At 72.9% G+C, this 23,501-nt stretch carries 16 protein-coding genes and 1 riboswitch; of the genes, 10 read left to right on the plus strand and 6 right to left on the minus strand.

All coding sequences use genetic code 11. The annotated features are described in order from the left end of the window. Positions 1-25 precede the first annotated feature (25 nt). The 7 genes from AB0M92_RS32665 to AB0M92_RS32695 all read left to right on the plus strand — a co-directional run bounded on the left by AB0M92_RS32665 (position 26) and on the right by AB0M92_RS32695 (position 9,763). Positions 26-922 (plus strand): xanthine dehydrogenase family protein subunit M, encoded by an 897-nt coding sequence (locus AB0M92_RS32665; protein ID WP_030155403.1) that lies wholly within the window; start codon positions 26-28, stop codon positions 920-922. Between the two features lie 2 nt (positions 923-924). After that, on the plus strand, positions 925-1,533 hold the full coding sequence (locus tag AB0M92_RS32670; RefSeq protein WP_366105958.1) for a (2Fe-2S)-binding protein: 609 nt from the start codon (positions 925-927) through the stop codon (positions 1,531-1,533). 2 nt (positions 1,534-1,535) lie between these two features. Then, on the plus strand, positions 1,536-3,941 hold the full coding sequence (gene pucD, locus AB0M92_RS32675) for a xanthine dehydrogenase subunit D (RefSeq protein ID WP_366105959.1): 2,406 nt from the start codon (positions 1,536-1,538) through the stop codon (positions 3,939-3,941). Positions 3,942-4,320: 379 nt separating this feature from the next. After that, positions 4,321-5,784 (plus strand): NCS2 family permease, encoded by a 1,464-nt coding sequence (locus tag AB0M92_RS32680; protein ID WP_366105960.1) that lies wholly within the window; start codon positions 4,321-4,323, stop codon positions 5,782-5,784. Between the two features lie 74 nt (positions 5,785-5,858). Continuing rightward, a complete protein-coding gene (locus tag AB0M92_RS32685; RefSeq protein WP_366105961.1) occupies positions 5,859-7,022 on the plus strand; it encodes an XdhC/CoxI family protein in 1,164 nt (387 codons plus the stop codon). Positions 7,023-7,169: 147 nt separating this feature from the next. Beyond that, positions 7,170-8,462 (plus strand): YncE family protein, encoded by a 1,293-nt coding sequence (locus AB0M92_RS32690; RefSeq protein WP_366105962.1) that lies wholly within the window; start codon positions 7,170-7,172, stop codon positions 8,460-8,462. Positions 8,463-8,530: 68 nt separating this feature from the next. Further along, the gene (locus tag AB0M92_RS32695) at positions 8,531-9,763 is read left to right on the plus strand and encodes a GNAT family N-acetyltransferase (RefSeq protein WP_366105963.1); all 1,233 of its coding nucleotides are present in this window, start codon (positions 8,531-8,533) and stop codon (positions 9,761-9,763) included. 77 nt (positions 9,764-9,840) lie between these two features. On the opposite strand, the gene AB0M92_RS32700 is transcribed toward AB0M92_RS32695, so the two are convergent. Together AB0M92_RS32700 and cobN are read right to left on the minus strand one after the other, a co-directional pair. After that, positions 9,841-12,072 (minus strand): germacradienol/geosmin synthase, encoded by a 2,232-nt coding sequence (locus AB0M92_RS32700; protein ID WP_366105964.1) that lies wholly within the window; start codon positions 12,070-12,072, stop codon positions 9,841-9,843. Between the two features lie 243 nt (positions 12,073-12,315). After that, positions 12,316-15,924 carry a cobaltochelatase subunit CobN gene (cobN, locus tag AB0M92_RS32705; protein WP_366105965.1) on the minus strand — a complete coding sequence of 1,203 codons (3,609 nt, stop codon included), beginning with the start codon at positions 15,922-15,924 and terminating at the stop codon, positions 12,316-12,318. 32 nt (positions 15,925-15,956) lie between these two features. Continuing rightward, positions 15,957-16,094: riboswitch (cobalamin riboswitch) on the minus strand. 139 nt (positions 16,095-16,233) lie between these two features. Between cobN and cobG the strand changes: the two genes are divergently transcribed. From cobG to AB0M92_RS32720, 3 genes are read left to right on the plus strand one after another with little or no spacing between them, the layout of a single operon-like run. Continuing rightward, positions 16,234-17,568, plus strand: a complete 1,335-nt coding sequence (gene cobG, locus AB0M92_RS32710) for a precorrin-3B synthase (protein WP_366105966.1) — start codon at positions 16,234-16,236, stop codon at positions 17,566-17,568. Beyond that, positions 17,565-18,212, plus strand: coding sequence for a precorrin-8X methylmutase (locus AB0M92_RS32715; protein WP_366105967.1), 648 nt, complete (start codon positions 17,565-17,567; stop codon positions 18,210-18,212). Before cobG ends, AB0M92_RS32715 begins: the two co-directional genes overlap by 4 nt. Then, the gene (locus AB0M92_RS32720; protein ID WP_366105968.1) at positions 18,209-19,726 is read left to right on the plus strand and encodes a precorrin-2 C(20)-methyltransferase; all 1,518 of its coding nucleotides are present in this window, start codon (positions 18,209-18,211) and stop codon (positions 19,724-19,726) included. The genes AB0M92_RS32715 and AB0M92_RS32720 overlap by 4 nt, the downstream gene beginning before the upstream one ends. A 55-nt stretch (positions 19,727-19,781) precedes the next feature. On the opposite strand, the gene AB0M92_RS32725 is transcribed toward AB0M92_RS32720, so the two are convergent. The 4 genes from AB0M92_RS32725 to cbiE are packed head-to-tail and all read right to left on the minus strand — an operon-like array spanning position 19,782 to position 23,342. Continuing rightward, positions 19,782-20,456: a hypothetical protein gene (locus tag AB0M92_RS32725; RefSeq protein WP_366105970.1), complete on the minus strand. Its 675-nt coding sequence runs from the start codon at positions 20,454-20,456 to the stop codon at positions 19,782-19,784. Between the two features lie 42 nt (positions 20,457-20,498). After that, on the minus strand, positions 20,499-21,296 hold the full coding sequence (locus tag AB0M92_RS32730; protein ID WP_366105972.1) for a cobalt-precorrin-6A reductase: 798 nt from the start codon (positions 21,294-21,296) through the stop codon (positions 20,499-20,501). Then, positions 21,286-22,035 (minus strand): precorrin-4 C(11)-methyltransferase, encoded by a 750-nt coding sequence (gene cobM, locus AB0M92_RS32735; protein WP_366105973.1) that lies wholly within the window; start codon positions 22,033-22,035, stop codon positions 21,286-21,288. Before cobM ends, AB0M92_RS32730 begins: the two co-directional genes overlap by 11 nt. After that, positions 22,032-23,342, minus strand: coding sequence for a precorrin-6y C5,15-methyltransferase (decarboxylating) subunit CbiE (gene cbiE / locus AB0M92_RS32740; RefSeq protein ID WP_366105974.1), 1,311 nt, complete (start codon positions 23,340-23,342; stop codon positions 22,032-22,034). The genes cobM and cbiE overlap by 4 nt, the downstream gene beginning before the upstream one ends. Between the last annotated feature and the right edge of the window lie 159 nt (positions 23,343-23,501).

A 23,501-nucleotide genomic window follows, 5' to 3' on the forward strand; every position in this document is an offset into this window, starting at 1 on the left:
ACGATGAAGAAGAAGAGAGCCGCACATGGACTTCCTTCGCCCCGCCAGCTGGGAGGAGGCACTCGCCGCTAAGGCCGAGTACCCCACAGCTGTGCCGATTGCGGGTGGCACCGACATCATGGTCGAGATCAACTTCGACCACCGTCGGCCGGAGTACCTCCTGGACCTGAACCGCATCGGTCTGCTGCGGGAGTGGGAGGTCGGCGAGGACGTGGTCCGGCTGGGCGCCTCCGTTCCGTACACGCAGATCATGGAGAACCTGCGCACGGAGCTCCCCGGTCTCGCGCTCGCCTCGCACACGGTCGCGTCCCCGCAGATCCGCAACCGCGGCGGCGTCGGCGGCAACCTCGGTTGCGCCTCGCCGGCCGGTGACTCCCACCCCGCGCTGCTCGCTGCGGGCGCCGAGGTCGAGGTGGAGTCCGTACGCGGCTCCCGCCTGATCCCGATCGACGAGTTCTACACCGGCGTGAAGCGCAACGCGCTCGCCGCCGACGAGCTCATCAAGACCGTCCACGTGAAGAAGGCGGACGGTCCCCAGCAGTACTCCAAGGTCGGCTCCCGCAACGCGATGGTCATCGCCGTCTGCGCGTTCGGCCTGGCGCTGCACCCCGAGACCCGTACGGTCCGCACCGGCATCGGATCGGCCGCGCCGACCCCGATCCGTGCGAAGGCCGCCGAGGAGTTCCTGAACGCCGCGCTCGAAGAGGGCGGTTTCTGGGAGTCCGGCAAGGTCATCACCCCGTCGATCGCCAAGCAGTTCGGTGACCTCGCCACCGGCGCGGCCAACCCGATCGACGACGTCCGCGGCACGGCGAAGTACCGCCGTCACGCGGTAGGCATCATGGCTCGCCGCCAGCTCGTCTGGACCTGGGAGCAGTACCGCGGAACCGGCCACGGCCGCTCGCTCGAAGGGGCTGCGTAATCATGCGCGTCAATTTCACCGTCAACGGCCGTCAGCAGGAAGCCGACGACGTCTGGGAGGGCGAGTCCCTCCTCTACGTGCTGCGCGAGCGGCTCGGCCTGCCGGGTTCGAAGAACGCCTGTGAGCAGGGCGAGTGCGGTTCCTGCACCGTCCGTCTCGACGGCGTTCCCGTCTGCTCCTGTCTGGTGGCGGCCGGCCAGGTCGAGGGTCGCGACGTCGTGACCGTCGAGGGTCTGGCGGAGTTCGCCAAGCAGCGCGAGGAGCACGGCCACGGCGGTGCCTGCGGCACCGGCGGCGGCTGCGGCTCCAAGGGCGGCGTCACCCTGGACGCGGCCAAGCAGTGGCAGGCCAAGCCCGCCGACTCGCAGACCGGCGAGGGTGTGGAGCTCTCCAACATCCAGCAGGCCTTCATCGACGCCGGCGCCGTGCAGTGCGGCTTCTGCACCCCCGGTCTGCTGGTGCAGGCCGACGCGCTGCTCGAAGAGAACAGCTCCCCGTCCGACCAGGACATCCGTGAGGCCCTGTCCGGCAACCTCTGCCGCTGCACGGGCTACGAGAAGATCCTCGACGCGGTCCGCCTGGCGGCCGCACGTCAGGGAGAGGCGGTCTGACCATGGCTCAGAACACCCGCACGGTACCGGCCGGCACGCCGACCAACGTCACCCAGAAGCACAACAAGGGCGGCATCGGCGAGTCCACGCTCCGCCCGGACGGCACCCTCAAGGTCACCGGCGAGTTCGCGTACTCCTCGGACATGTGGCACGAGGACATGCTGTGGGGCCAGACGCTGCGCAGCACCGTCGCCCACGCCGAGATCGCCTCGATCGACATCTCCGAGGCCCTCGCGATGCCGGGCGTCTACTCGGTGCTCACGTACGACGACCTGCCGGCCGAGATGAAGAACTACGGCCTGGAGATCCAGGACACCCCGGTGCTGGCCAACGGCCGGGTGCGCCACCACGGTGAGCCGGTCGCCCTCGTGGCCGCCGACCACCCGGAGACCGCGCGCCGCGCGGCCGCCAAGATCAAGATCGACTACCGCGAGCTGCCGCTCGTCACGGACGAGGCCTCCGCCCTCGCCCCGGACGCGCCGCTGATCCACCCGGGCCGCGACGACCACCACTCCGGTCACGTCCCGCACCCGAACGTCGTGCACCGCCAGCCGATCATCCGCGGCAACGTGGAGGAGGCCCGCAAGCGCGCCGACGTCATCGTCGAGGGGGAGTACACCTTCGGCATGCAGGACCAGGCCTTCCTCGGCCCGGAGTCCGGCCTCGCCGTACCCTCCGAGGACGGCGGCGTCGACCTCTACGTCGCCACCCAGTGGCTGCACTCGGACCTCAAGCAGATCGCCCCGGTCCTCGGTCTCCCTGAGGAGAAGGTCCGCATGACGCTCTCGGGCGTCGGCGGTGCCTTCGGCGGCCGCGAGGACATCTCGATGCAGATCCACGCCTGCCTCCTGGCCCTGGCCACGAACAAGCCGGTCAAGATCGTCTACAACCGGTTCGAGTCCTTCTTCGGCCACGTGCACCGCCACCCGGCGAAGCTGTACTACGAGCACGGCGCCACCAAGGACGGCAAGCTCACGCACATGAAGTGCAAGATCGTCCTGGACGGCGGCGCGTACGCGTCGGCCTCCCCGGCGGTCGTGGGCAACGCCTCCTCGCTGTCGGTCGGTCCGTACGTCCTGGAGGACGTGGACATCGAGGCGATCGCGCTCTACACGAACAACCCGCCCTGCGGCGCGATGCGCGGCTTCGGCGCCGTCCAGGCCTGCTTCGCGTACGAGGCCCAGATGGACAAGCTCGCGGCGAAGCTGGGCATGGACCCGGTCGAGTTCCGCCAGCTGAACGCCATGGAGATGGGCACGATCATGCCCACCGGCCAGGTCGTGGACTCCCCGGCGCCCGTCGCCGAGCTGCTGCGCCGGGTCAAGGCCCGCCCGCTGCCGCCGGAGCGCCAGTGGGAGAGCGCCGGCGAGGGCGCGGACGTCCGTGCGCTGCCGGGCGGCCTGTCCAACACCACCCACGGCGAGGGCGTCGTGCGCGGCGTCGGCTACGCGGTCGGCATCAAGAACGTCGGCTTCTCCGAGGGCTTCGACGACTACTCCACCGCCCGCGTGCGCCTGGAGGTCATCAACGGCGAGCCCGTCGCGATGGTCCACACGGCCATGGCGGAGGTCGGCCAGGGCGGTGTCACCGTCCACGCGCAGATCGCCCGTACGGAGCTGGGCGTCACACAGGTCACCATCCACCCGGCCGACACGCAGGTCGGCTCCGCCGGTTCCACGTCCGCCTCGCGGCAGACGTACATGACCGGTGGCGCCGTGAAGAACACCTGCGAGGCCGTCCGCGAGGCGCTCCTGGAGATCGGCCGCCGCAAGAACGGGTCCTACCACCCGGCCTGGGCGACCGCCGAGCTGCTCCTCGAAGGCGGCAAGATCGTCACCGACGGCGGCGAGGTCCTCGCGGACATCGCCGACATCCTGGAGGGCGAGGACGCGATCGACCTGGAGCTGGAGTTCCGGCACCGGCCGACCGTCGCCTTCGACCTGAAGACCGGCCAGGGCGACGGCCACGTCCAGTACACCTTCGCCGCGCACCGCGCGGTGGTCGAGGTGGACACCGAGCTCGGCCTGGTCAAGGTCGTCGAGCTGGCGACCGCGCAGGACGTCGGCAAGGCCCTGAACATGCTCTCCGTGGTCGGCCAGATCCAGGGTGGCACCACCCAGGGCCTGGGCGTCGCGATCATGGAAGAGATCATCGTGGACCCGAAGACCGCGAAGGTGCGCAACCCCTCCTTCACGGACTACCTGATCCCGACCATCCTCGACACCCCGACCATCCCGGTCGACGTCCTGGAGCTCGCCGACCCGAACGCGCCGTACGGCCTTCGCGGCATGGGCGAGGCCCCCACCCTGTCGTCCACCCCGGCCGTCATCGCGGCGATCCGGGCGGCGACCGGTCTGGAGATCAACAAGACGCCGATCCGTCCGGAAGCCCTCACCGGCACCCTCTAGGACGGCACGGTCCGGGGGCCGCGAGGCCCCGCCGCAAGGCCCCCGGACCCCTACAGACTCTCCGGGCGGTGTGACACCGGGAACGTCACACTTCCTGTCCCACCGCCCGGAGCCAGAAGTCCGGAGTACGAAAACCGCACCGCTCGCGGTCGTTCCACCGGCAGCACCCCCACGGAAACACCCGGTCGCCCCGGCACCCCGGAGCCGCCACCAGCAGCACACCAGTACCGCAGAACCCCCGCAGTACCCGCAGTACACGCAGTGCATTTCGCGTCGCCTCGGGCCGTCACCCCGGGTCGTGCAGCCAAACGGAGTTTCCCAAATCCCGCGTCTCCAATCTTTATGCGGGTGCCCCTTTGAACCTTGGGAGTTAGGCACCATGACCCAGTCGTCTGTGGAGCCCAAGACCAGCGCGGAAGAGGCCGGCGACGGCTCTCGCAACCCCGCCGGGCGTTCTTGGCTCGACCGGTACTTTCACATCACGCACAGAGGTTCCAACGTCGGCAATGAGATTCGTGGCGGAGTCACGACCTTCATGGCCATGGCGTACATCCTCTTGCTCAACCCGCTGATCCTCTCCGGCAAGGACGTCGCCGGAGACACCATGAGCCAGAAGGCTCTGATCACCGCCACGGCCTTCGCCGCGGCCCTGACCACGCTCCTCATGGGCTTCGTCGGCAAGGTGCCGCTGGCCCTGGCCGCGGGCCTGTCGGTCTCCGGGGTGCTCTCCTCGCAGGTCGCGCCCCAGATGACCTGGCCGCAGGCCATGGGCATGTGCGTGATGTACGGCGTCGTGATCTGTCTCCTGGTCGTCACCGGCCTCCGAGAGATGATCATGAACGCGATCCCCCTCGCGCTCAAGCACGCCATCACCATGGGCATCGGCATGTTCGTCGCCCTGATCGGCCTCGTGAAGGCCGGCTTCGTCGGCAACGGCGGGGAGTTCTCCCCCCCGGTCCAGCTCGGCCCGATCGGCCAGCTCTCCGGCTGGCCCGTCCTGATCTTCTGCATCACCCTGCTCGCCATCTTCATGCTCCAGGCCCGCAAGGTCCCCGGCGCGATCCTGATCGGCATCGTCGGCGGCACCGTGATCGCCGCGATCGTCAACGTCGTCGCGGACGTGGACCCGAAGGCCTGGAAGAACGGTGCGCCGACCCTGGACGGGTCCGCGGTCTCGATGCCGGACTTCTCGCTCTTCGGCCAGGTCTCCTTCGGCGGCTGGGGCGACGTCGGCGCCATGACGATCGGCATGATCGTCTTCACTCTCGTGCTCGCCGGCTTCTTCGACGCGATGGCCACCATCATCGGCGTCGGCACCGAGGCCAAGCTGGCCGACGACAAGGGCCGCATGCCGGGCCTGTCGAAGGCGCTGTTCATCGACGGTGCCGGCGGCGCCATCGGCGGCCTGACCGGCGGTTCCGGCCAGACCGTGTTCGTGGAGTCCGCCACCGGCGTCGGGGAGGGTGCCCGCACGGGCCTCGCCTCCGTCGTCACCGGCCTCTTCTTCGCGGCCTGCCTCTTCTTCACCCCGATCACGCAGATCGTCCCGGGTGAGGTCGCTTCCGCGGCCCTGGTGGTCATCGGCGCGATGATGATGCAGAACGCCCGCCACGTGGACTGGGCCGACAGCGCGACCGCCATCCCGGTCTTCCTGACCGTGGTGCTCATGCCCTTCACGTACTCGATCACCGCGGGCGTCGCCGCCGGTGTGATCTCCTACGTGGCCATCAAGATCGCACAGGGCAAGGCCCGTGAGATCGGTGCCTTCATGTGGGCACTGACGGTGATCTTCGTGATCTTCTTCGCGGAGCACCCGATCGAGGCATGGCTCGGGGTGAAGTAAGGCGGGGCCGGTGATCCGGCCCCGACCCTCCGCGCATCCGATACTGGTAACCGAACCTCTTTGAGGAGGCCGCAATGCTGGACATCGCCGAAGAACTGAACCGGTGGGTCGAGCAGGGACGTGACTTCGCCGTGGCCACGGTGGTGGCGGTCGGCGGGAGCGCGCCCCGGCAGCCCGGAGCCGCGCTCGCCGTCGACAGCGAGGGCACGGCCATCGGATCGGTCTCCGGCGGATGCGTGGAGGGCGCGGTGTACGAGCTGTGCCAGCAGGCGCTGGAGGACGGCGAGACCGTCCGCGAGCGCTTCGGATACAGCGACGACGATGCCTTCGCCGTGGGCCTGACCTGCGGCGGGATCATCGACATCCTCATCACCCCGGTGCCCGTGGGATCCCCCGCCCGGGAGGTGTTCGCGGCCGCGCTGGCGGCCGCGTCCCGCGGTGAGGCCGCGGCGCTCGCCCGGATCGCGGAAGGGCCGGCCGAGCTCCTGGGCCGCGCCGTGCTCGTCCGGGGCGAGGGCGGCCACGAGGGCGGTTTCGGGGGACACCCCGAGCTGGACCGCACCATCGCCGAGGAGGCCCGCGCCATGCTCGACGCCGGCCGCACCGGCGTGCTGGAGATCGGCGCCGACGGGCGGCTGTGCGGAGAGCCGCTCAAGGTGCTCGTCGAATCCAGCGTCCCGCCGCCGCGGATGATCGTCTTCGGTGCGATCGACTTCGCGTCCGCCCTGGTGCGGATCGGCAAGTTCCTCGGCTACCACGTCACCCTGTGTGACGCCCGGCCCGTCTTCGCGACGAAGAACCGTTTCCCCGAGGCGGACGAGATCGTCGTCGAATGGCCGCACCGCTACCTTCGGGCCCAGTCCTCGGCGGGCGCGGTGGACGGCCGGACCGTCCTGTGCGTGCTCACCCACGATGCCAAGTTCGACGTCCCGCTCCTCGAACTGGCCCTCAAGCTGCCCGTCGCCTACATCGGCGCCATGGGCTCCCGCCGCACCCACGAGGACCGCAACAAGCGCCTGCGGGGCGTCGGCGTGACCGAGCTGGAGCTGGCCCGGCTGCGCTCCCCGATCGGCCTGGACCTCGGCGCCCGCTCCCCGGAGGAGACCGCGCTGTCCATCGCCGCGGAGATCGTCGCGAACCGCCGCGGGGGCTCGGGCGCGGCCCTCACCGGAGCGCACATACCGATCCACCCGGACATCTCGAAGACGGTGATCGGCCGGATCGGATCGGTCGCCTGAGGCGCCGAGGCACCCGCGGAAGTACCCGCACGGCTATCGGCCGAGGTACGGACGGACAGGGCGCGACCCCGTGAGGGTTGCGCCCTTTTGCTGTTCCGCCTATTTTACCGGCCGGTAACAGCGCCTTCCTGTAACGGAGTTGAGCGGATGTCCCGCACCGCACGCACCGCCCGTACGGCACGCACCGCCCGCACCCCCGTCCGTACGCTCCTCGCCGGCTGCGCCCTGGCCGCGGCCTCGCTGGCGGGCGGCCCGGCCTCGGCGTCCGCACCGGCCGCCGGAGCCGCCGCCGGCGCGGACGTCCGCGAGGTGCTGTTCGTCGGCAACAACTGGGAGGGCACCGCGGATGTGCTCGCCTCCACCGGCGATCTCGCCAAGGTGGGCCGGATCAACATGATCCCCGACAAGGAGGAGCGGCTCCGGGAGATCTACCTCAACCCGATCAAGCTCGCCTTCTTCCTCGGCATCCGCGGCGGCGCGGGCGAGGGCCACGACCAGTTCGTGGACGACATGTACACCACCCCCGACGGCTCCGCCGTGGTCGCCTCCCGTCCCAGCTTCGCCGACGTCGTCTCGATCGACGTCCGCACGGGCCGGATCAACTGGCGCTTCCCCGTCTCCGGCTTCCGCTCCGACCACATGGCGGTCTCGCCGGACGGCACCCGCGTCGCGGTCTCCGCCTCCACCGCCAACACCGTGCACGTCCTCGACATGGCCACCGGGCGCCAGCTCGGCTCCTTCCCGACCGGCGACAAGCCGCACGAGAACACCTTCAGCCGCGACGGCCGCTTCCTGTGGAACAGCTCCATCGGGGACGTGACCTCCGCCCTCGACGCGCCGTGGCTGGACTGGACGAAGGGCGACCGGAAGATCACCGTCGTGGACGCGCAGACCTTCCGCACGGTCCGGGTGATCGACATGCGCGAGCGGCTCGACGCCTTCGGCCGCTCGGACCTCTCCGACGCCGTCCGGCCGATGTCCTTCACCCCCGACGAGTCGAAGCTCTACTTCCAGGTGTCCTTCTTCAACGGGGTCGTGGAATACGACGTGGCCACCGACCGGATCACCCGGATCAAGGAGCTCCCCCGCCACCCCGCCACCAACGCCGACCGCACCACCTGGGTCAACGACTCCCGCCACCACGGCATGTCGATGAGCCCGGACGGGACCAAGCTCTGCGTCGCGGGCACCATGGACGACTACGCCACCGTGGTGGACCGCGCCTCGCTCACCGAAGGGCCGCTGGTGCCCGCGAACAAGCCGTACTGGGCCACCGTCGACGGGGACGGCACGGCCTGCGTGATCTCCGAGAGCGGCGCGGACCAGGTCACCGCCATCGACTTCGCGACCGGCGCCAAGCGGGTGTCCGTCCCGGTCGGAGACCACCCCCAGCGCGTCCGGATCGGTCACGTCCCCACGGGCTGGACGGGCCCGCGGTAGCGGCGCCCGCCGGCCACCCCGGCCCTTATGGGGTGACCGGTCCGCGATGACCGATTAGTCTCCCGATCATGGTGGACATCCGTGAGGTACCCGAAGCCGACATCGACCGCGCTCTGGAGCTCGCGTACCTGGTCTTCCACGACCGCCCCGAAGAGGAGGGCCGCGAACGCCACCACGCCCTCCTGCGCACCTGCGCGCGCCTCGGCGCGTACGACGGGGACGCGCTGGTCGGGTTCATGGCCGCGCACGACTTCCGGCTCTCGGTGCCCGGGGCGGACCTGCCCTGCCCCGGGCTCACCTTCGTCAGCGTCGCCCCCACCCACCGCCGCCGCGGCGTGCTCACCGCGCTGATGGACGAGCAGCTGCGGCGCACGGCGGCCGCGGGCAGCCCGATCGCCGCACTGTGGGCCTCCGAATCCGCCATCTACGGCCGTTTCGGCTACGGTTCGGCCACCCAGGGCGCGACCATCGAGATCGACTCGACCCGGCCGCTGGCCCTGCGCATCGCACCGGACCCGCGCCCGCTGCGGCTGGTCGACCCGCAGGACGCGCTCGCCGTGATCGGGCCCCGCCACGAGGCGGCCCGCGCCGGACGGGCCGGCCGTCCGACCCGCGACGCGGAGCGCTGGAACGAGTCCTGGCTGTGCGAACAGGACGAGGAGGACGAGGAGTTGAGCCCGCCCCGGATCATCGCCCTCGGCGATCCGGGCGAGCCGATCGCGGGATACGTGCTCTACCGCACGAAGCACGAGGCCGACGGCGGCCCGGCCCGCAGCCCCGGCCTGGTCCGCGTCGACGAACTGGAAGCGGACACCCCGGCGGTGGCCGCCGCCCTGTGGGAGTGCCTGGCGGGCCTCGACCTCACCGGCAGGGTCTCCGCGTGGGGCCGGCCCCTGGACGACCCGCTGCTGCGGTTCGCCGCCGACCGGGACCAGGTCAAGGTCACCGCCCAGTTCCCGGCGCTGTGGCTGCGGCTGGTCGACGTGGGGGCGGCGCTGACCCGGCGGTCCTGGGCCGCGCCGGTGGAGGTGGTGCTGGAGGTGGCCGACGCACGGCTGCCGGCGAACGCGGGGCGCCGCCGGCTGAAGGCGGGGCCGGGCGGGGCCGCGTACGAGGACGCCGCCGCCCCCGCCGACCTGGAGTTCGACGTACGGGACCTCGCGGCCTGCTACCTGGGCGGGACACGGGCCGTCGAGCTGGTCGCCGCCGGACTGGTGGCGGAGCGGACGCCCGGCGCGGCGGCGGCCCTGGACGCGGCCCTGCACACCCCCCTGCTGCCGCACACGGCGGACGAGTTCTGAGGCGTACGGGCCGCGGCCCGGCGGCGGGGGCGGGGGCGGGGGCGGGCGGACCGTCCCCGCCGCCGGGCCGGGCGGGATCAGCCGGGCAGCGAGATCCGGGCGGCCGCCATGCCGAACGAGGAGCTCCGGCCGAGCGGTGCCCCCGGGCTGCGGCCGCCGGTCTTCGGGTGCAGGTCCTCGTCCCGGTACCGACGTACGCTCCGGTGCCAGTTGAGGACCGCGGCCATCCAGTCCTCCAGCTCCCGCACGTACGCGTCGAGCGAGGCCCGTGCCTTCGCGTCGAGCCCGTAGTCCTCGTACAGCAGCGGCAGTTGGTGGTCGCGGATGTGCTCGAACTCCTTGGTGCGCTGCACCATCAGGTCGGCGACGACGGCGAACGCCCGCGGATAGTCGATGTCGAAGAAGTTCTGGGTGACCAGGACGTGGTTGTGCACCTCGCCCTCCACCTCGATCTCCTTCTGGTACGAGAAGAGGTCGTTGGTGATGCACCCGACGTCCGCCGCCGCGCTCTCCAGCGAGCGCATCACCCCGTCCCGGTGGACCTCGGGCGGCACGCCGTCGCCCTCGTGGCCGAGTTTGGCGAGGAACATCGTCATGTACGAGCCGAACGTGAAGCGGCGCATCTCGGCGTAGTCCACCGGGTCCGGAATCCGGTTCACGACCGCGTTGCCGATCTCCCAGACCCAGCTGTCCAGCATGCCGATGACGTGCCCGCGGAACTCCGCACGCACGGCGCGGCTCATCCCGGCGACCGTCCGCGCCCACAGGTCCTTCAGGCTGCGCTCCATCGCGGTGACGGGCTCCGGGGCCTCGGCCGGGTCCACCGGGATCATCGAGATCAGCCGGTCGGTCGCCACCCGGGCGGCTCCCGGGGACTTCGAGCCGGCGAACACCTTGGGGTAGTAGTCGTCCGCGTACGTGCCCCAGGTGAGCCACTGCGCGCTCAGGCACAGTGCCTCGGCGGTGGCGTCGGGGTCGATGCCCGCCGAGCACAGGGCGAAGTCCATGCCGACCAGCTTGTCCTCGTCCCAGATGTCGGAGCCGGGATCGCCGGGCTGCGGCTCCAGCAGGCCCATCTCCCGGGACCAGAGCACCAGTTCGCGGCGGGCCAGGTCCAGGTGCGGGCTGAGGGTGAGGGGGAAGGGCAGCGAGAAGTCGGGCAGCAGCGAAGGCCCCACCTTCTGGAACGGCACGTGTGTGAAGCTGCGCCGGCGCAGCTCCATGGCGCGCGGGGTGAACAGCGAGCGCAGGTCGAGGGCGGCGGTGCCCGGTCCGGTGGGCAGGAAGGGCAGGGTGAGCGGGGCGGCCGCGCCGCCCTTGGCCTCCTTGTTCATGTAGCGGCTGGAGACCATGTGCCATTCGTGGCCGCCGGACTGCCAGTCCTGGAGCCCCTTCGCGTACGCGAGTACGGATGCCGTCTCGACCGGGTCGAGGCCGTGCCGGACGGCGAGCGCGGGGACCTCGGCGAGCGCCGTGTGCTCGAACTGCTGGAGCCTTGAGGTCAGCAGGTCGTTCGAGAGGTCGGCGGCCTCCTGGGTGGTGCAGTCCAGGAAGGTCTCCAGGACCAGGACGGCGTTGGAGAGTTCGCCCTCCTGCTCCACCTCGCGCTGGTAGGAGAAGATGTCGTTGCGGATGTGCACCGCGTCGGAGAAGGCGTCACGGAGCACTTCGAGCGGACGCGCGTGCGCGACCCGGGCCGGGACCTCGGCGGACACGTACTCGATCAGCCCGGCGGACCAGGGGGCGCCGCCGACCTTGCGGCGCATCTCGATGTATTCGAGAGGGTTGGCCACCCGGCCGATGTTGATGTTGTGCAGCTCCCACATCGACTCGTTGAGGAGGTTCCTGGTCGATTCGGAGAACCGTTCCCTCCAGTCCATCGACATCGCGGGCACGGTCCGCGACCACAGGTCCTTGAGGCCCGCCTCGACCGGGTTCGCCGGCTCGGGGAACCCGTCGGCGAGGTCCATCGGCATGAAGGCGGCCAGCCCGTCGAGGTACTTCTTGGCGCCCGCGCGGTCCTGGGTGCGCTTGTAGACCTCCAGGAAGTGGTCGTCGAAGAAGAAGACCCACACGTACCAGTCGGTGACCAGGTCCAGCGCGTCGCCGCCGCAGTCGGGGTGGGTGTACGAGCACAGCAGCGCGTAGTCGTGCGAGTCGAGGTCCCGCTCGTCCCACACGCCCGACCCCTCCAGCATCCCGAAGCCGCGGGCCCAGCGCTTGGTGTGCGCTCGCGCGGCCTCCAGACGGGGGTTCAGGCGCGCCGGATACGGCACATAGAAATCCGGCAGTCGAAACGGCTGTGTCACGGCGGGCTGGACCTTTCGTCCGAGGGCGCGGGGGCTCCCTTGCCTGCGGCCCCCGCACGAGATCAGCAGGGCCTTGCCCGATCCGCTGCCGGGACAAGGAAGAGTTCACCGCTTCAGGTGACACGTGAGCCGTTCCGGGACGCGCGTGGCGCGTGGGGGATACGCACACGGCGAAAGCCGTCCCCCTCGCCCACGGCGGGGGCGAGGAGGACGGCTTCCAGAGAGCGGGGCGCTCGGAGCGGTCTACTCCGAGTCGGCTTCCAGGTTGCCTTCCGTGTCCAGGTAGACCTGGCGCAGGGATTCCAGGATCTGGGGGTCCGGCTTCTCCCACATGCCGCGGGACTCGGCCTCCAGGAGGCGTTCCGCGATGCCGTGCAGGGCCCAGGGGTTGGCCTCCTCCAGGAAGGCGCGGTTGGTCGGGTCCAGGACGTACGTCTCCGTCAGCTTGTCGTACATCCAGTCGGCCACCACGCCCGTCGTGGCGTCGTAGCCGAAGAGGTAGTCGACCGTCGCCGCCAGCTCGAAGGCACCCTTGTAGCCGTGGCGGCGCATCGCCTCGATCCACTTGGGGTTCACCACGCGGGCGCGGAAGACGCGGGAGGTCTCCTCCACGAGCGTGCGGGTCTTGACCGTCTCCGGGCGCGTGGAGTCGCCGATGTACGCCTCCGGGGCCGTGCCCCGCAGCGCGCGGACCGTGGCCACCATGCCGCCGTGGTACTGGAAGTAGTCGTCCGAGTCGGCGATGTCGTGCTCGCGGGTGTCCGTGTTCTTCGCGGCCACCGTGATCCGCTTGTACGCGCTCTCCATCTCCTCGCGCGCCGCCCGGCCCTCCAGTCCGCGGCCGTACGCGTAGCCGCCCCAGACCGTGTAGACCTCCGCGAGGTCGGCGTCGGTACGCCAGTCGCGGGAGTCGATCAGCTGGAGGATGCCGGCGCCGTACGTGCCCGGGCGCGAGCCGAAGATGCGGGTCGTCGCGCGGCGTTCGTCACCGTGGACGGCCAGGTCCGCCTGGGCGTGGGCCCGGATGAAGTTGTCCGTGGCGGGTTCGTCCAGCCCCGCCGCCAGCCGTACCGCGTCGTCCAGCAGGCCGATGACGTGCGGGAACGCGTCCCGGAAGAAGCCCGAGATGCGCAGGGTCACGTCGATGCGGGGACGGCCCAGCTCATCGAGCGGGATCGGCTCCAGGCCCGTGACGCGGCGCGAGGCCTCGTCCCAGACCGGGCGGACGCCGAGCAGGGCGAGCGCCTCGGCGACGTCGTCGCCGGAGGTGCGCATCGCGCTGGTGCCCCACAGGGACAGGCCGACGGAGGCCGGCCATTCGCCGTTGTCCGTGCGGTAGCGGGTGAGCAGGGAGTCGGCCAGGGCCTGGCCCGTCTCCCACGCGAGGCGGGAGGGAACGGCCTTCGGGTCGACCGAGTAGAAGTTCCGGCCCGTGGGAAGGACGTTCACCAGGCCGCGCAGGGGGGAACCCGAGGGGCCCGCCGGGACGAAACGGCCGTCGAGGGCCGCCACCACGTGCGTGATCTCGTCCGTCGTGCCCGCCAGGCGCGGAACGACCTCCCGGGCCGCGAAGTCCAGTACGGCCGCCACGTCGCCCGAGTAACCGGCCGCGACCGAAGCCACCGCCTCCGGCGCCCAGTTCGCGTCCTCCATCGCCTGCACCAGCGCGCGGGCCGCCTCCTCCGCCTCGTCGGCGGTGGTACGGGTGGCGGCGGACTCGTCCAGGCCGAGCGCCTCGCGCAGGCCGGGCAGGGCCGTCGTACCGCCCCAGATCTGGCGGGCGCGCAGGATCGCGAGGACCAGGTTGACCCGGGCCTCGCCGGTCGGCGCACCGCCCAGGACGTGCAGTCCGTCGCGGATCTGGGCGTCCTTGACCTCGCACAGCCAGCCGTCGACGTGCAGCAGGAAGTCGTCGAAGCCGTCGTCGTCCGGGCGCTCGTCCAGCCCCAGGTCGTGGTCCAGCTTCGCGGCCTGGATCAGCGTCCAGATCTGCGCGCGGATCGCCGGCAGCTTCGCCGGGTCCATCGCGGAGATCTGCGCGTACTCGTCGAGGTGCTGCTCCAGGCGCGCGATGTCCCCGTACGACTCCGCGCGCGCCATCGGCGGCACGAGGTGGTCGACCAGGGTGGCGTGCACCCGGCGCTTGGCCTGGGTGCCCTCGCCCGGGTCGTTGACCAGGAAGGGGTAGATCAGCGGCAGGTCGCCCAGCGCGGCGTCGGGCGCGCACGCCGCCGACAGGCCGGCGTTCTTGCCCGGCAGCCACTCCAGGTTGCCGTGCTTGCCCAGGTGGATCATCGCGTCGGCGCCGAAGCCGCCGTCCTGCGCGCCCGCCTGGATCCAGCGGTACGCGGCCAGGTAGTGGTGCGAGGGCGGCAGATCGGGGTCGTGGTAGATCGCGATCGGGTTCTCGCCGAAGCCGCGCGGCGGCTGGATCAGGATGAGCAGGTTCCCGCGGCGCAGCGCGGCGAGGACGATGTCGCCCTCAGGGTTCGCGGAGCGGTCCACGAACATGTTGCCCGGGGCCTCGCCCCAGTGCCGCTCCACGCTTTCGCGCAGCTCGGCCGGGAGCTCGGCGAACCACCGCTTGTAGTCGGCGGCCGGGATCCGGACCGGGTTGCGGGCCAGCTGCTCCTCGGTCAGCCAGTCCTGGTCGTGGCCGCCGGCCTCGATCAGGGCACGGATCAGCTCGTCGCCGTCGCCGGAGACCAGGCCCGGGATGTCCTCGACGGGACCGAAGTCGTAGCCGCCCGCGATGAGCGTGCGCAGCAGCTCCACGGCGCTGGCCGGGGTGTCGAGGCCGACCGCGTTGCCGATGCGGGAGTGCTTGGTGGGGTACGCGGACAGGACGAGCGCGACCTTCTTGTCGCGGCGCTCGATGTGCCGCAGCCGGGCGTGCCGGACGGCGATCCCGGCGACGCGGGCGGCGCGCTCGGGGTCGGCCACGTACGCCGGCAGCCCGTCCTCGTCGAGCTCCTTGAAGGAGAACGGGACGGTGATCAGGCGGCCGTCGAACTCGGGGACGGCGACCTGCGTCGCGGCGTCGAGCGGGGAGAGGCCCTCGTCGTTCTCCTCCCAGGTACTGCGCGAGCCGGTCAGGCACAGGGCCTGGAGGATCGGCACGCCGAGCCCGGCGAGCGCGCCCGCGTCCCAGGACTCGTCGTCGCCGCCGGCCGAGGCGGTGGCGGGCTTGGTGCCGCCGGCCGCGAGCACCGTGGTCACGATCGCGTCCGCCGACTCCAGTTCGGCGATCAGCTCCGGCTCGGGCGCGCGCAGGGAGGACACGTACAGCGGTACGGGCGTGCCGCCGCTCTCCACGATCGCGTCGCACAGCGCGTGCACGAAGGCCGTGTTGCCGCTCATCTGATGGGCTCGGTAGTACAGCACCGCGATGCGCGGGCCGTACGGGCGCACCGGCGTGCGCTCCAGCGGGCCCCAGGTGGGCGCGGCGGCGGGCGGCTCGAAGCCGTGGCCGGTCAGCAGCACGGTGTCGGAGAGGAAGCGGGCCAGCTGGTCCAGGTTGGCGGGGCCGCCGTGCGCGAGGTAGCCGTGCGCCTCGGCCGCGATGCCGATCGGGACCGTGGAGGCCTCCATCAGCTGGGCGTCCGGGGCCTGTTCGCCGGTGAGGACGACCACCGGGCGGGTCTGCGCCGGCGCCAGCAGCAGGTCGAGGCCTTCCTGCCAGGCGCGCAGGCCGCCGAGGAGGCGTACGACGACCAGGTCGACGCCGTCGAGCAGGGCGGGGAGGTCGTCGAGGGGAAGGCGGGAGGGGTTCGCGAACCGGTACGGCACGGGGCCGTCCGCGGCGCGGGCGCTGAGCAGATCGGTGTCGGACGTCGACAGCAGCAGGATCATGCGGCGGCATGCCTTCCTCGGGGTTTCCGCGCCCCGGGCAGTGTGGACAGCGGGAGTTCCTGACTCACCCGGCGGATCGCTCCGCGGGTTCACAGTGGCGGGACCGCGCCGGATTCGCACCGGGCTTCCTCCCAGCGGGCCACGTGGCTCCGCCGGTGGTCATCTTAGGTGGCGTTCTCCCTGGCCGGGAGTGGGGGTGGTCCGCGCACGGGGAGCGGATCGGGGCAGGTCGGGCGGAGCATGGGGCGCAGGGGGCGGGTGGTGACGGACACAGGTCGAGTTCGGGGAATCGTGGGTATGCTCGCCGCCATGCCGCCCCAGCCCCCTTCCGCCGCAGTGCGGGACGAACCGGTCATACGTGACCGCGGTGACGCCTGCCCCGGTGCGCTGAGGCTGCACGCGGCGGACGACGGGTACCTGGCCCGGATCCGGATACCCGGCGGGATGCTCGACGCGGCCGCGGCCCTGCTGCTGGCCGACGCGGCGGACCGGCTCGGTGACGGGCACATCGACCTCACCTCGCGCGGCAACGCGCAATTGCGGGGGCTCGGCGCGAGCTGCGGCGGCGAACTGCAGGCCGTGCTCGTGCGCGCCGGACTGCTGCCCGCCCCCACCCACGAGCGGGTCCGCAACATCGTCGCCTCGCCGCTGACCGGCCTGGACCGGCGCGCCCTGCCCGACGTGGCCCCCTGGGTCGCGGAGCTGGACCGGCTGCTGTGCGCGAGCGCGCCGGCGGCCGGCCTGTCGGGGCGCTTCCTGTTCGCCCTCGACGACGGCCGCGGCGACGTGACCTCGCTCGACGGCGATGTGAACCTGACCGCCGTCCGAGGCGGGGGCGGGGACCGGGCGCTGCTGTGGACCGCCGACCCGGCGGACGCGCTGCTGGTGGGTTCCGCCGACGCGGCGCGGTCCGCGCTCGTGGCCGCCGAGTACTTCCTCGACGCGGTGCGGGAAGCGGGCACCCGGGCCTGGCGGGTGTCGGAGCTGCCCGCCGAACAGGCTCTGTCTGCCGATGAGTTGGCCGTCCGGCTGGCCGCCGCCGGGATCCCGGCCTCCGCCGTGCGGGACGCCCCGGCCCCCCTGCGCGGACCGGCCCCCGAACCGGGCGTGGTCGAGGGGCCCGACGGGGCCGCCGCGCTCAGCGTGTTCGCACCGCTGGGCCGCCTGACCACCGCGCAGTGGCGCGAACTGGCCGGGCTCACCGGCCGCGTCCGCCTCACCCCCTGGCGCGGGATCGTCATCCCCGGCCTGGCCGCCGGAGCCGCCGAGGACGCGCTCGCCGCCCTCACCGAAGCCGGGCTCGTGACCGGCCCCGACGACCCCTGGCGGTCCGTCACCGCCTGTACGGGGCGGCCCGGTTGTGCGAAGTCCCGTGCGGACGTACGCGCCGACGCGCGCGCCGTCGTGGCGCAGGGACGACCGCACCCGCAGGGGACCCGCCCGCTGCCCGTGCACTGGTCCGGCTGCGAACGCCGGTGCGGGCACCCCCGCGGCACCGCCTGGGCGGACCTGGTCGCCACCGCCGAAGGGTACGACCTGTCCGCGGCCGGACACGCACCGCGCCGGGCCCTCCCGGCCTCCGAACTTCCCGCGGCCCTCGCGGCCGTACGCCGCACCACCTCCCACGACGCAGCGAAGAAATGAGCGAGTACACAGTGTTCGAGTACGAGAAGGACGGCGCGGCCATCTACCGCCAGTCCTTTGCGACGATCCGCGCCGAGGCGGACCTCTCCGGGCTGCCCGCCTCCGTCGCCCAGGTCGCGGTGCGCATGATTCACGCCTGCGGAATGACCGACCTGCCCCAGGACCTCGGCTACACCCCGGAGGTCGTGCTCCGCGCACGGGCCGCGCTGCACGCCGGCGCGCCGATCCTCTGCGACGTCCAGATGGTCGCCAGCGGGGTCACCCGCAAGCGGCTGCCCGCCGGCAACGAGGTGATCTGCACCCTCTCCGACCCCGCCGTGCCCGCCCTCGCCGCCAAGACGGGGACCACGCGCAGCGCCGCCGCGCTCGAAGTCTGGCGTGACCGCGGCCTGCTGGAGGGCTCCGTGATCGCCGTCGGCAACGCGCCGACCGCGCTGTTCCGGCTGCTGGAGATGATCGAGGAGGGCGCCCCGCGCCCCGCCGCCGTCATCGGCGTCCCGGTCGGCTTCATCGGCGCCGCCGAGTCCAAGGACGCGCTCGCCGCCCACGCGAGCGGACTCGACCACCTGATCGTGCGCGGCCGGCGCGGCGGCAGCGCCATCGCCGCCGCCGCCGTCAACGCGATCGCGAGCGAGGAAGAATGAGCAGCGCAGCCGGCGACGCGGCACGCCCCGGGAAGCTGTACGGCGTCGGGCTCGGCCCGGGCGACCCCTCCCTGATGACCCTGCGGGCCGTCGAGGTGATCGCCGAGGCGCAGGTCATCGCGTACCACAGCGCCCGCCACGGCCGCTCGATCGCCCGCTCGATCGCCGCGAAGCACCTGCGCGCCGACCACGTCGAGGAGCCGCTGGTCTATCCGGTCACCACCGAGACCACCGACCACCCAGGCGGCTACCAGGGCGCGATGGTGGAGTTCTACGAGGCCTCCGCGGCCCGGCTCGCCGCGCACCTGGACGCCGGGCGGACCGTCGCCGTGCTCGCCGAGGGCGACCCGCTCTTCTACGGCTCGTACATGCACATGCACAAGCGGCTCGCCGACCGGTACGAAGCCGAGGTGATCCCGGGCGTGACCTCGGTGAGCGCCGCCGCGGCCCGCCTGGGCACCCCGCTCGTCGAGGGCGAGGAGGTGCTGACGATCCTGCCCGGCACCCTGCCCGAGGAGGAGCTCACCGCCCGCCTCGCCGCCACCGACTCCGCGGTCGTGATGAAGCTCGGCCGCACCTTCCCCGCCGTACGCCGGGCGATGGAGGGCAGCGGCCGCCTCGCGGAGGCCCGCTACGTGGAGCGCGCCACCATGGAGGGGGAGCGGACCGGCGTCCTCGCCGACACCGACCCCGACACCGTCCCGTACTTCGCCGTCGCCGTGGTGCCCAGCCGCATCGGCAACCCGGGCGGCGTGCCGTCCGGGCCCGGCGAGGTCGTCGTCGTCGGCACCGGGCCGGCCGGGCCGCTCTGGCTCACCCCCGAGACGCGGCGGGCGCTGGCCGACGCCGAGGTGCTCGTCGGGTACACCACGTACCTGGACCGGGTCCCCGCGAAGCCGGGCCAGGTCCGGCACGGCTCCGACAACAAGGTGGAGTCGGAGCGCGCCGAGTTCGCGCTCGACCTCGCCCGGCGCGGGAAGCGCGTGGCCGTGGTCTCCGGCGGCGACCCGGGCGTCTTCGCGATGGCCACCGCCGTCCTGGAGGTCGCCGGGCAGCCGGAGTACAAGGACGTGCCCGTACGGGTCCTGCCGGGGGTGACCGCCGCCAACGCGGCGGCCGCCGCGGCGGGGGCCCCGCTCGGCCACGACTACGCCACCATCTCCCTGTCGGACCGGCTCAAGCCGTGGGAGGTCATCGCGGAGCGGCTGCGCGCCGCCGCCGCGGCCGACCTGGTGCTCGCCCTGTACAACCCGGGCTCGCGCAGCCGGACCCGGCAGGTGGCCCAGGCCAAGGAGCTGCTGCTGGAGCTGCGTTCGGAGCGGACCCCGGTGGTCGTCGCGCGGGACGTGGGCGGCCCGGAGCAGTCGGTACGCGTCCTCGCGCTCGGTGAACTGGAGCCGTCCGAGGTGGACATGCGCACGATCCTGCTGATCGGTTCCTCGCAGACCCAGGTCACCGAGCGGCCGGACGGCTCCCGCGTGACGTGGACCCCGCGCCGCTACCCGCAGGCCTGACCGGCCGGCCGGCTGCCCGGCCCCGGGCGTGGCGACACGTCCGGGGCCGGGGCGCTCAGCACTGCCAGAGGAAGGCCGCCAGGCCGCAGGGCTCGCAGGCGTGCGCATAGGCGCTGCCGGAGCCGAAGTTGGGGGCGGTCAGGGGATCCGGACCCTCCTCCAGCTGCGCGACGAACTCCATCGGCCCCCCACAGCCCGCGCAGTCGGGCGTCTCGTCGTACTGGAGCCAGTCGGGGGCGCCGCCGAGTTGCCCGAGCACCTGGCGGCGCGGGCGCCCGCTCCGCTCGGACCAGGCCTTCGCGGCGGCGTGGTACTGCGGCTCGGCCACGGTCACCCGCTCGACGGTACGCACGGCCCCGAGCCGGCGGACGTCGTCGGCCGGGTCGTCCTCGTCCTCCTCCGGGTCGTCGTCCTCTTCGTCCTCGGAAGCGGGCAGCGCGGGCAGCGGTATCGGCACCAGCCCGGCCTGCGGGAAGAGGTACGCCCTGTTGCCGCCGGCCGTCGCGCTCCATTCGTCGCACGAGCCCGGGTCGTTCGCGCACATGAAGACGGCGAGGACCCCGCGCCCGCCGTCGAGGACCAGGTGCGCGATGAACTGCAGCGGCCCCGAGCAGGCCGCGCAGATGGGCCACGCGGTGCCCGCGGGGGCCAGCGGATGGCCCCCGATGCGGATGACGGGGGCATCGGGTGCGGCGGAGCCGTTGTGGACCAGCAAGGTGGTGGCGCTCATACCGAAGAGGGTAGGAACAGCCACTGACAACGGCCGGGCGGGTCAGGCGGAGGCCGCCGCGAGCCACTCCAGGGCCGCGGCCGTGTCCCCCGCCTCCTCGACCCCCTCCGGGACCGGGGGCCTGCGGACCACCAGGACCGGGATCCCGGCCTCGCGGGCCGCGGTCAGTTTGGGGGCGGTCGCGGAGCCGCCGCTGTCCTTGGTGACCAGGACGTCGATCCGGTGCCGCGCGATCAGCTCCCGTTCGCCCTCCAGGGTGAACGGGCCCCGGTCGAGCAGGACTTCGAGCCGCGGCGGGACCGGGGCGGCCTGGGGGTCCCCCCGGACGAAGTCCGGGGGAGGATCCACCGAACGCGCCAGGAACCAGGTCTCGGTGAGGTGCGCGAAGGTGTGCAGGCCCATGCGGCCGGTGGTCAGGAACGCGCGGGAGCCGAGGCCGGGCAGCCGTTCGGCCGCCTCGTCCAGCGAGTCCGCGAAGGTCCAGTCGTCGCCCGGCCGCGGCGTCCAGCCGGGGCGTCGCAGCGCCAGCAGCGGCACCCCCGTGAACGCCTGCGCCTCGGCGGCGTGGAAGCTCATCCGCTCCGCGAACGGGTGGGTGGCGTCCACGACGCGGGTGACGTCGTGGGCGACGATCCAGGCGGCCAGGCCCGTGACGCCGCCGAAGCCGCCGATCCGCGTATCGCCCGGCGGGAGCACCGGCGAGGCGACCCGGCCCGCGAGCGAGGTGGTCACACGGCAGGAGGGGTCGGCGGCCAGCGCCTCCGCGAGGCGGCGGGCCTCCGTGGTGCCGCCCAGGATCAGGACGTGGCGGGCCGGGAGGGGGGCCGGTTCAGCAGACATGCCGGTCGCGCTCGGGGGAGTACAGGTGGCTGTCGCGGAACTGCTCGGCGCCGAGCGTGCGGCCGACCAGGATGACCGCGGTGCGGACCAGGCCGGCCTCCTTCACCTGGGCGGCGATGTCGGTCAGCGTGCCGCGCAGGATCAGCTCGTCGGGGCGGCTGGCCATCGCCACCACCGCCGCCGGGCACTCCGCCCCGTAGTGCGGCAGCAGCTCGGCGACGACCCGGTCCACGTAACGCGTGGCCAGGTGCAGCACCATCAGCGCCCCGCTGCGGCCGAGCGTGGCCAGGTCCTCGCCGGGCGGCATCGCAGTGGCCTGCTGGGCGATCCGGGTCAGGATCACCGTCTGGCCGACGGTGGGCACCGTCAGCTCCCGCTTCAGCGCTGCCGCCGCCGCGGCGAAGGCCGGGACGCCGGGCACCACCTCGTAGGGGATGCCGGCCGCGTCGAGCCGCCGCATCTGCTCCGCGACCGCGCTGAAGACCGACGGGTCGCCGGAGTGCAGCCGCGCCACGTCCTCGCCCGCCGCGTGGGCCCGGACGCACTCGGCGACGATCTCGTCGAGGTTCAGCTGCGAGGTGTCGACCAGGCGGGCGTCCGGCGGGCACTCGGCCAGCAGTTCGCGCGGGACCAGGCTGCCCGCGTACAGGCAGACCGGGGCGGCGGCGAGCCGTCGGGCACCGCGCACCGTGATCAGGTCGGCGGCGCCGGGGCCCGCACCGATGAAGTACACGGTCATGTCGTCTGGTCCTCTTCCTCGTTCTGGTCCTGCGCTGTGGGATCGTCCGGCCGCGCGTCCGGCCGGGGCCAGGGCTTCGTCACGGTCCACTGGGTGACCGGCATCGCCTGCCGCCAGCCCGTGAAACCCCCGACCGCCACCGCGTGCGCGACGGCCAGTTTGACGAGGTCGCCGCCGTGGCGCCGGTAGCGCTCGGTGAGGACCGCCTCCGACTCCAGGGTCACGGTGTTGACCACCAGCCGGCCGCCGGGGGCCAGCGCCGCCCAGGCCGCGTCCAGCAGCCCCGGGGCGGTCAGCCCGCCGCCGATGAACACCGCGTCGGGGGCCGGGAGTCCGGCGAGGGCGCCGGGCGCGGCGCCGGTGACCACGCGCAGCCCCGGGACACCGAGCGCCGCCGCGTTGCGGGTGATGCGGGCGGACCGCTCCGGGAGGCGCTCCACGGCCACCGCGCGGCAGGAGGGGTGCGTGCGCATCCACTCGATGCCGATCGAGCCGGAGCCGCCGCCGATGTCCCACAGCAGTTCGCCGGGGGCCGGGGCGAGGGCGCACAGGGTGGCGGCCCGGACGTGGCGCTTGGTGAGCTGGCCGTCGTGCTCGTACGCGGTGTCGGGCAGGCCGGGGGTCGCGCCGAGCCGCGGGACGGCGCCGTCGCGGTCCCGGCGGCAGTCCACGGCCACCACGTTGAGGGGGTCGCCGGGCGCGTGGTCCCAGCTCTCGGCGCGTCCCTCGCAGGTGTCCTCGCGCTCGGAGCCGAGCTGTTCGAGCACCCGCATCCGGCTCGGACCGAAGCCCCGCTCCCGAAGCAGAGCGGCGATCTCGTTCGGGGTCACCGCTCCGGCGCTGAGCACCAGCACCCGCCGCCCCTCGTACAGCGCGGCCGCGAGCCGGGCCACCGGGCGGCCGACCACCGTGACCACCTCGGTGTCCTCCACCGGCCAGCCCAGCCGGGCGCAGGCGTACGAGACCGAGGAGGGGTGCGGGTGGACCCGCAGGCCGTCCGGCCCGAGCTCCTCGGCCAGGGCCCGGCCGATCCCGTAGAACATGGGGTCGCCACTGGCCAGCACGGCGATCCGGCGGCCCGCGTGCTCGGCCATCAGCTTCGGCACGGCGGGCCGCAGCGGGCTCGGCCAGGCCACGCGCTCGCCGGCGCAGTCGCCGGCCGGCAGCAGGTCCAGCTGGCGCGGCCCGCCGATCAGCACCTCGGCCCCGGTCAGCGCGGACCGCGCGGCGGCGGTGAGCCCGGCCCAGCCGTCGGCGCCGAGGCCGACGACCGACACGGGTATGGGGAGCGGCGGTGCGGAGCTCACTGCGCGGTACCTCGGGAACGGGAAGGGGAGCGGGCGGACGGACCCGCAGCCTACTGGCCCGGGGGACCGGCCCCCGGCTCCGCCCCCGCGACGGGGGAGGTCTACCCTCGGTAACCCCAAGGTGACCGCACCGTGCACCCCACCGTCCCACCGTCGCGA

The sequence above is a fragment of the Streptomyces sp. NPDC051582 genome, assembly GCF_040681715.1.
GTDB lineage: Bacteria > Actinomycetota > Actinomycetes > Streptomycetales > Streptomycetaceae > Streptomyces.